The organism is Bradyrhizobium erythrophlei, assembly GCF_042430365.1.
In the GTDB taxonomy this organism is placed as follows: domain Bacteria; phylum Pseudomonadota; class Alphaproteobacteria; order Rhizobiales; family Xanthobacteraceae; genus Bradyrhizobium; species Bradyrhizobium erythrophlei.
On record NZ_JBHMET010000133.1, the window covers coordinates 1 to 794 of the forward strand.

Below are 794 nucleotides of genomic sequence, written 5' to 3' on the forward strand. Positions count from 1 at the left end.
TAGATCACAATATATGCTGAATTGGCTCCTTACGCTGGAGGAAGCGGTCATGCTCCAGACGGTATCGCGGCTCCTTCCGGAGCTTCCGCTATTTCTCGTGACTGCCGTCGCTACGCATTTGGTCATGTCATTTGCGCAGACGCTGATGCATTACAAGCTCGGCCACCATCCAATGGGCGGTAAGTTCTTTCGCAACCATATCAACTTCCATCACACCTACTATTCCAAAGATCATCTCGTCTCACGGACGTACCGCGGTGACGAAGGCAACAATACACCCTTCTTCTTCATTCCTGTGTTTCTGGTGGGAGCTTGTACATACCTCGTATTGCCCATTGATCTCTTCGTGGTTCAGGTAGTTGCATGTGCGGCGTCGTTCTACGCGCACGTCTTTTTCGACAAGGAATACCACGTAGAGGGGTCGCGGCTTCAGCGGTTTGCATGGTTCAGACGCAAACAGGAACTGCACTTCGTTCATCACCGGCACGCGACCTGCAATTTCGCGGTGATCCATTTCTTCTGGGATAGGATTCTCGGTACCTATAGAAGGCCAGATGCTCGGTTTCGTGGACAAAAGGGATTCCCAAATCAACTGATTTCTGATTCAAAACCGCATCTCCTCTCCCAGAGGCGACCTTGAATCAAACACCGCTTGGAAGTCCTCGCGAGATCGAGCCGCTCGATCGCCATTGGTCCTTTGATCCAAATGAGCCAAAGCGCAATCAGTGCGACGCCCGAGTAGCTCAGTATCCAGCCGACCGCGCGTCCTGCAAAGCCAATACCTGCCAGAACTG

The 794-nt window shown here is 52.3% G+C and carries 1 protein-coding gene; it reads left to right on the top strand.

The genetic code is table 11. The features are described 5' to 3' along the window. Nucleotides 1-640 (top strand): sterol desaturase family protein (locus ACFFWD_RS20405; RefSeq protein ID WP_376968284.1); only part of this gene is annotated, 640 nt, incomplete at its 5' end. Nucleotides 641-794 lie beyond the last annotated feature (154 nt).